This is a genomic window from Pseudoalteromonas sp. 10-33 (genome assembly GCF_001469195.1).
GTDB lineage: Bacteria > Pseudomonadota > Gammaproteobacteria > Enterobacterales > Alteromonadaceae > Pseudoalteromonas.
This window is the reverse complement of the sequence record NZ_LOFI01000023.1, coordinates 156,410-162,610: the sequence shown is the minus strand read 5'-3', so window position 1 is coordinate 162,610 and position 6,201 is coordinate 156,410. Positions and strand designations below refer to the sequence as shown.

Here is a 6,201-nt window from a genome sequence, read left to right as displayed (position 1 = left end):
AGATCACCTAATAACTCCATTGCTTCATCACGATTAAGCCAATGGTCAAAAATAGAGACTGCTAAGTAAGTATACTCTTTCGTTTCGTTAACTTGAGCTAAATCTATAAGCCTTGGGAATTGTTGCTCCAATGCTTTTTGACGTTGTTTGCTCACATTTAAAAACTTACGCATAACTTCAAAGGTAACCTACGCCACATTAAGCGGCTATTTGTAGTTGGCTAAAATAAGTGAGGAACGAACAAAAGCCAACTGTAAATTGTCCGTTTGAATGCCTTATAGTTCGACCAAGCCACTTAATTTAAAAGTAACTGACTATTATATTAAGTGGAATATGCTTCTGTTGGTTACGAATATTGAATGACAAACATCCAATGTTTTTAACAAGACGTTCGAGCCAACAGAGCACCTCGATTTCAAAACGCATACTCAGGGATTGCCGACCAAGACTATCTATAAGACCTGCGAGAAACGAGATTTAAGCACATTCCGTCCTTAACTTTAACCGTAGGCGCTATAAAATGAAAGCATATAACGTTGATAATTTTGCTGCACTCATTGGCATTGATTGGGCCGATAAAAAACATGATATTTGTGAGCATCCAACAAGCACTAATAAATATCATTACACCGTAGTTAAACACAGACCTGAAGCGTTGCATAAATGGGCTATGGATATTAAACAGCGTTATCCAGACCAGAAAATAGCGATTGTTTGCGAACTTAAAAAAGGCCCGCTTATTTATGCATTAGCTAAATACGACCACCTTACTTTATTCACCGTTAATCCTTGTGCTGTTGCTAAATATCGCCAGGCTTTTACGCCCAGTGGCGCAAAAAATGACCCATCAGATGCCTTTTTGCAAGTTGAAATTCTTAAGTTACACATGGATAAGCTCTCTGTCATTGAGCCCGAGTCAGCAGCTATGCGAACGCTGTCTCAGCTTGTTGAATATCGCCGAAGTTTAGTGCAAGACAGTGTCGATTTATCCAATAAAATAACGGCGACATTAAAGAATTATTACCCGCAAGCACTTGAATGGTTTAAAGAAAAGGACACGTATATATTCTGCGACTTCATTCAGAAATGGCCATCGCTCACTGCGGTTAAAAAAGCAAGAAAACAGACTTTACTCGACTTTTTTGAGAGTCATAATTCACACTATTGCGCGGTTAATAATGCACGACTAGACAGTATCAAAAATGCGATGCCATTAACTCTGGACGAAGGAGTAATTGTACCTAATCAAATGCTCGTTGAAGTGCTTATCACGCAATTTAAAGTGTTATTAAAGGGCATTGAAAAGCTCGATAAAGCAATAAAATCTGCTTATAAAGCCCAGCAGGATAAAAAGATATTTGATAGCTTACCCGGCGCAGGTCCACAACTCGGCCCACGTTTACTTGTTGCTTTTGGGAGTAATCGTGCGCGTTACAATGATGCTGCAGAACTGCAAAAGTACGCGGGTATAGCACCTGTTATTGAGCGCAGCGGTCAAAAAATGTGGACGCATTGGCGTTATAGTTGCCCCACTTTTTTAAGGCAAACATTTGTAGAATGGGCAGGCTTTTCTATTCGATATTCATTTTGGGCTAAAGCGTATTATGAGCAACAAAAAGCCAAGAGTAAGCCGCATAACAGCATTATTAGATCACTGGCATTTAAATGGATAAGGATTGTATTTAGGTGTTGGAAAACGAATACACCCTACGATGAATCGACGTATTTAGCAGCATTGAAACGCAGAGGCTCACCACTTTTAAAATTTGCAATTAATAGCTAAATTTCACTAGTCGTCCACCTCAGGGTGTGTTGTTAGCAAGCTATTTAACCACAAGCCTCGTTGATTTTCCTACATTAAGTCTGTGTGAAACTAAAAATATATCTAGTGTTAAATTCAAAGGTATTAGCTCCACATTTTGAGGCTCCAACCAAGGAAACACCAATTTCATAACTCCATTTTCTATGCGGCCAGTCATAGGTGTATCTGGGAATATTAGATCAGGTTGCGTTCCATCTACAATTCTGACGTAAACACCAAAATCAGAAATTTGATAAGAGCTTACTTCAGGAAGAGAAACATTAATTTCAATAATACCAAAATCAGAACAAGAGGAACCTCTTTTTCCTGTACCTCTAGTTAAGCCACTTAAATCAACATTCGGTTTAGGGACTAACTCCCAAAAAAAACCATTTTCTGGTGGTTCAAGCTGAGCTGGCTTCCATACTTCAGGACTCGGTGTAAAAACTCTCCACCCAGCAATTGAGCAGGCAAAACTATCGAAAGTAATTAAGCTACATAAGAGTGCTAAGATTAGTGAATATTGCACGGTGCTTTCCTTGCTTGCTAACGCCCCACATAAGGGGCCGTAACGTAGTTGTTTATTTTGGTGTAGCGTAGCGTGAAACACCAAAACAGACAACGCAGTGGAGGTCCAACCGCAAAGCGGCGAGCCTTGATGTGATTGTTAGGCATTATTTCGCTCAAACTCAACACTATAATTTGGCTTTGCAATTCGTAAATGATGTTCAGAATTTCTCTGGAGAAAGTATTTAAGATCACTTAGTTTTTCAGGTAACTTTTCTGCATTGTGAAAACCACTACCAAAAAACCTAAACCCCTCGACGTATAGACCATACACCTTTTTCCACTGCTTAATGTCTGTCTTTTTGGGTGCAGTAAAGCTACGCCCCATCTCATAGACAAGACCTTCACAATCAGGACACTTATGAGCTTTGTCGCTCTCTAAAAGCAGCATTTTGAAGCTTTTACGACAAGGAAAGCATGCATGAGCAATAAGGTATTCTGGCCCGCGATGATATGAAGGCGACACGATTGGCTTTACCTCTCGTGTTCCATTAGCCTTTCTAAGCTCCATCCTTCTATACTTTTCGTCGTTCATTGCTCTGCTCGAATTATGGTTGCCTAACATTTTATAGCGAGCTAATCGCGCGTATTTCTACCAAAGCGTAGCTCGTTTTCTTATTGGTTTATTTTTAGCAAACTTGTCAACTAATTGCCAGTGTTATTAAAATTCATCAGTGCTCGTTTTTCCTCTCAGTATAAAACGAGCGACTGGGTCGTTTTCTTGACTATGCGAGCGACTGAGCTACAACTGTACATATATACAGTTAAAATTCGGCGGATTGAAAATGAAAACTCGCTCTGCGTATTTAAATTACATTGCGGACTATATGCTCACTCGACAATATTCATTAAGAACTATTAATGCTTATTTGAGTTGGATCCAAACTTTATTCACTTTCACAACAAACGCCACCCAAGCTCAATGGGAGATTCAGAAGTCGAAGCGTTTTTAGACCATATTGTATTAAAACGTAACATGTCAGCTAAAACACAATGTGCAGCTTTAAATGCGTTAGTTTTTTTATATAAACATATTGTCAAAAATGAACTTTCGTTAAACTTGAACTTTGCACGAAGTAAACGACAACCCAAATTGCCTGTTGTGATGACCCCTGATGAGGTCAAACAATTGATGGTTCATCTATCTAAGCGATATTACTTAATCGTGGGGTTAATGTATGGTAGTGGCTTGCGAGTAATGGAAGCTGTGCAGCTGCGAGTAAAAGACATTGATTTTGATTATAAATGCATTCAAATTTGGAACGGGAAAGGCAATAAGCATCGTATCGTTACACTTGCAACTGAGTTGCTCCCTTTACTTAGAAATCAAATTATGCAAGTTGAAGAATATTTGCGATTAGATTTACAAAACGAACAATACGCAGGCGTATGGATGCCAAACGCTTTAGCTCGTAAATATCCGTCAGCTAACAAATCACTCGCGTGGCAATACTTATTTCCTTCCTATAAATTAAGTAGTGATCTAGAAACCGGCGAGATACGGCGTCATCACTTCCATCCTACATGTGTTAGGAAAGCGGTTAAAAAGGCATTAAAGCAAACCAATATTACAAAGATTGTGACGCCTCATACCTTTCGTCATTCTTTTGCAACACACTTATTACAAAGTGGAGCAGATATAAGAACGGTGCAAGCTCAGTTAGGTCATACAGATGTTAAAACCACGCAGATTTACACTCATGTTTTACAGCAAGGGGCAAACGGTGTTGTTAGCCCGTTAAGCAAAATTTTCTAGAATAAGGCCTACTATGAGGCAAACAAATGGGCAAAGCACATATTTTTCAGTAGTAAAAATGTAAATCCATCAATACCACAATATGCATAAAAACATATCACAGAGTATTTCAACATGGCCTTTTAGAGTACTGGAACATTTTTTGGAGGATAGCTATAAAACTTTTTTATCTCACTCTTTTTGTTGCCGCTTACTTTTTCGTGCGTCATAATCTAACGCCTTATTTATTAGCGGACTTTTTATGAACTGGCTTGCGCAATTACCGACTCAACGAACACCTTGGCTTTTATTCTCTGCGATTGTTTTTTTGCTAGAAGTAACCGCATTGTTTTTTCAATACAAAATGGGGTTAGCGCCCTGCATTATGTGTATTTATCAACGAACCGCGGTATTGGGGTTACTTGGCGCAGGTATTGTTGGGTCAATTAATCCACAAAGTAAAGTAATGCGTATAGTTGCATACACTGCTTGGGGAGTATCGAGCATTTGGGGGTATTTAATTGCCCGTGAGCACATAGATATGCAAACGACAACAGACCCGTTTGCGTTTAGCTGTGAATTTGAGCCTAATTTTCCATCGTTTATGCCGTTGCATGAATGGATACCAAGCTTTTTTGAAGCCACTGGCGATTGCGGTAACATAGATTGGGAGTTTTTATCGCTTAGCATGCCTGCTTGGATGGAAGTTATTTTTGCACTTTTCGCACTGGCTTTTTTTATTGTATTGGGCAGTCGATTAATACTAAAAAGAACGGTTTAATAATTATGTTTACATTTTTTTCTAGCCAACTTAAACAGTTGCAGCATTTAAAAATACGCGAGAGGCAGCTTGTTATAGCACGGTCTTTATCAATGTTGTCGCCAACAGACCGTGTATTACTCCGTATTATCAAAATATTGCTATTAAGCCCATTATTTTTAATATTTACCCTTTTTGAAGGTTGGCTAATTATCCCTTTTTTACTATTAGGTGGACTTTTTTATCCGTTATTAACCGCCCCTGTTGATATTAATTTTGCACGAAGAAACCTAGACGAAGCACTCCTACAACATGAAAAGGGCGCTTAGCGCCCTTTTTTTAAAGTTTAACTTTACCTTCTAACTTGCTCATTACTTTTTTACCTATCCCCTTCACTTTGGCTAAATCCTCAAGGCTTGTAAATACACCATTTTCATCTCGGTAATTTACTATTGCTTGTGCTTTTTTCTTACCAATTCCAGGCAGTTTAGCTAACATTTTAGCATCTGCATCATTAATGCTCACCGCCTCGATTTGAGCCATAGATTTGCTTACTTCAGGTAATTGCGCGTAAGAGGTAGCAATAGGTAAGATACTTAATAGGCTTGCTATAAGTAAAATTTTAAAGGTTTTCATTTATCGTCCTTATTGTCCATTTTAGAACATATTTATTTTAATTATTAGGAACCCAAAAATAACAAACGCGAGGCTAGCCACTTTGGAGGTACCTAAATGCATTATCACTTTTCTCCGAAATCCTTAAAATGCAGCTGGTACAACCAAGTGATATATTAAATAAAGTTAAGTTACCGTTTTTTGTCAAATTTAAGACACTTAAAAATTACAACTCTGCGCTTGCATATTTACTTGCAAACCTTTACTGTATATAAAAACAGTAATCTTATGGTTTTTATAAACCACAGTGCCAAGCAAGTTTGCAGGAGAAATCATGGCTGTTGTTGTTAAATATGTTGTAGAACGAAACGGAGTCGAGCGTATGACGTTTACTACTAAAAAAGAAGCTGATGCCTATGACAAAATGCTAGACATAGCAGAATCACTTGAGCTGATGCTAGAAAAAGTAGACGTGCCATTAAGTGAGCAACAAATAGAATCGCTTGCGTTAGAAATAGCAAAAAGCAAAGACGACTTTATGTCGGTACTTAAAGGTGCCAAAGAACCTGCTACAGCTAAAGCGGCAAGTAAAAATAAAAAGTCAGATAACGTTGCATCGATAGACGATAACAACGCCAAACAAGCAAGCTAAATATTTTGCAAAAAGAAAGGGAGCAACTTAGTTGCTCCCTTTTTTTATCGCTTTTATAAAAACGAATATTA

General features: G+C 38.2%; 7 protein-coding genes and 1 pseudogene. 5 read left to right on the top strand and 3 right to left on the bottom strand.

Translation table 11 applies throughout. The features are described 5' to 3' along the window. Positions 1 to 520 precede the first annotated feature (520 nt). Positions 521 to 1,783 (top strand): IS110 family transposase, encoded by a 1,263-nt coding sequence (locus tag ATS76_RS11605; RefSeq protein WP_058552269.1) that lies wholly within the window; start codon positions 521 to 523, stop codon positions 1,781 to 1,783. 40 nt (positions 1,784 to 1,823) lie between these two features. Here ATS76_RS11605 and ATS76_RS11600 read toward each other — a convergent pair whose 3' ends face one another. Both ATS76_RS11600 and ATS76_RS11595 read right to left on the bottom strand, forming a co-directional pair. Continuing rightward, a complete protein-coding gene (locus ATS76_RS11600; RefSeq protein ID WP_058552268.1) occupies positions 1,824 to 2,330 on the bottom strand; it encodes a hypothetical protein in 507 nt (168 codons plus the stop codon). A 138-nt stretch (positions 2,331 to 2,468) separates the two neighbouring features. Beyond that, the gene (locus tag ATS76_RS11595; RefSeq protein WP_058552267.1) at positions 2,469 to 2,903 is read right to left on the bottom strand and encodes a hypothetical protein; all 435 of its coding nucleotides are present in this window, start codon (positions 2,901 to 2,903) and stop codon (positions 2,469 to 2,471) included. Positions 2,904 to 3,153: 250 nt separating this feature from the next. Here ATS76_RS11595 and ATS76_RS11590 point away from each other — a divergent pair. The 3 genes and pseudogenes from ATS76_RS11590 to ATS76_RS11580 all read left to right on the top strand — a co-directional run bounded on the left by ATS76_RS11590 (position 3,154) and on the right by ATS76_RS11580 (position 5,192). Then, positions 3,154 to 4,124 (top strand): annotated as a pseudogene (locus ATS76_RS11590) (integron integrase). A gap of 241 nt (positions 4,125 to 4,365) precedes the next feature. Next, positions 4,366 to 4,884 (top strand): disulfide bond formation protein DsbB, encoded by a 519-nt coding sequence (gene dsbB, locus ATS76_RS11585; RefSeq protein ID WP_006794837.1) that lies wholly within the window; start codon positions 4,366 to 4,368, stop codon positions 4,882 to 4,884. 5 nt (positions 4,885 to 4,889) lie between these two features. After that, positions 4,890 to 5,192, top strand: coding sequence for a hypothetical protein (locus ATS76_RS11580; protein WP_058552266.1), 303 nt, complete (start codon positions 4,890 to 4,892; stop codon positions 5,190 to 5,192). A gap of 10 nt (positions 5,193 to 5,202) precedes the next feature. Here ATS76_RS11580 and ATS76_RS11575 read toward each other — a convergent pair whose 3' ends face one another. Then, positions 5,203 to 5,499, bottom strand: coding sequence for a ComEA family DNA-binding protein (locus ATS76_RS11575; protein ID WP_058552265.1), 297 nt, complete (start codon positions 5,497 to 5,499; stop codon positions 5,203 to 5,205). A gap of 313 nt (positions 5,500 to 5,812) precedes the next feature. Here ATS76_RS11575 and ATS76_RS11570 point away from each other — a divergent pair, with 313 nt between their 5' ends. Continuing rightward, positions 5,813 to 6,130 carry a YebG family protein gene (locus tag ATS76_RS11570; RefSeq protein ID WP_006794841.1) on the top strand — a complete coding sequence of 106 codons (318 nt, stop codon included), beginning with the start codon at positions 5,813 to 5,815 and terminating at the stop codon, positions 6,128 to 6,130. Positions 6,131 to 6,201 lie beyond the last annotated feature (71 nt).

Excerpts from the sequence above, each read along its gene's own strand:
- ATS76_RS11570 (WP_006794841.1), top strand. The coding sequence starts at position 5,813 with ATGGCTGTTGTTGTTAAATATGTTGTAGAACGAAACGGAGTCGAGCGT.
- ATS76_RS11605 (WP_058552269.1), top strand. The coding sequence starts at position 521 with ATGAAAGCATATAACGTTGATAATTTTGCTGCACTCATTGGCATTGAT.
- ATS76_RS11575 (WP_058552265.1), bottom strand. The coding sequence starts at position 5,499 with ATGAAAACCTTTAAAATTTTACTTATAGCAAGCCTATTAAGTATCTTA.
- ATS76_RS11580 (WP_058552266.1), top strand. The coding sequence starts at position 4,890 with ATGTTTACATTTTTTTCTAGCCAACTTAAACAGTTGCAGCATTTAAAA.
- ATS76_RS11595 (WP_058552267.1), bottom strand. The coding sequence starts at position 2,903 with ATGAACGACGAAAAGTATAGAAGGATGGAGCTTAGAAAGGCTAATGGA.
- dsbB (WP_006794837.1), top strand. The coding sequence starts at position 4,366 with ATGAACTGGCTTGCGCAATTACCGACTCAACGAACACCTTGGCTTTTA.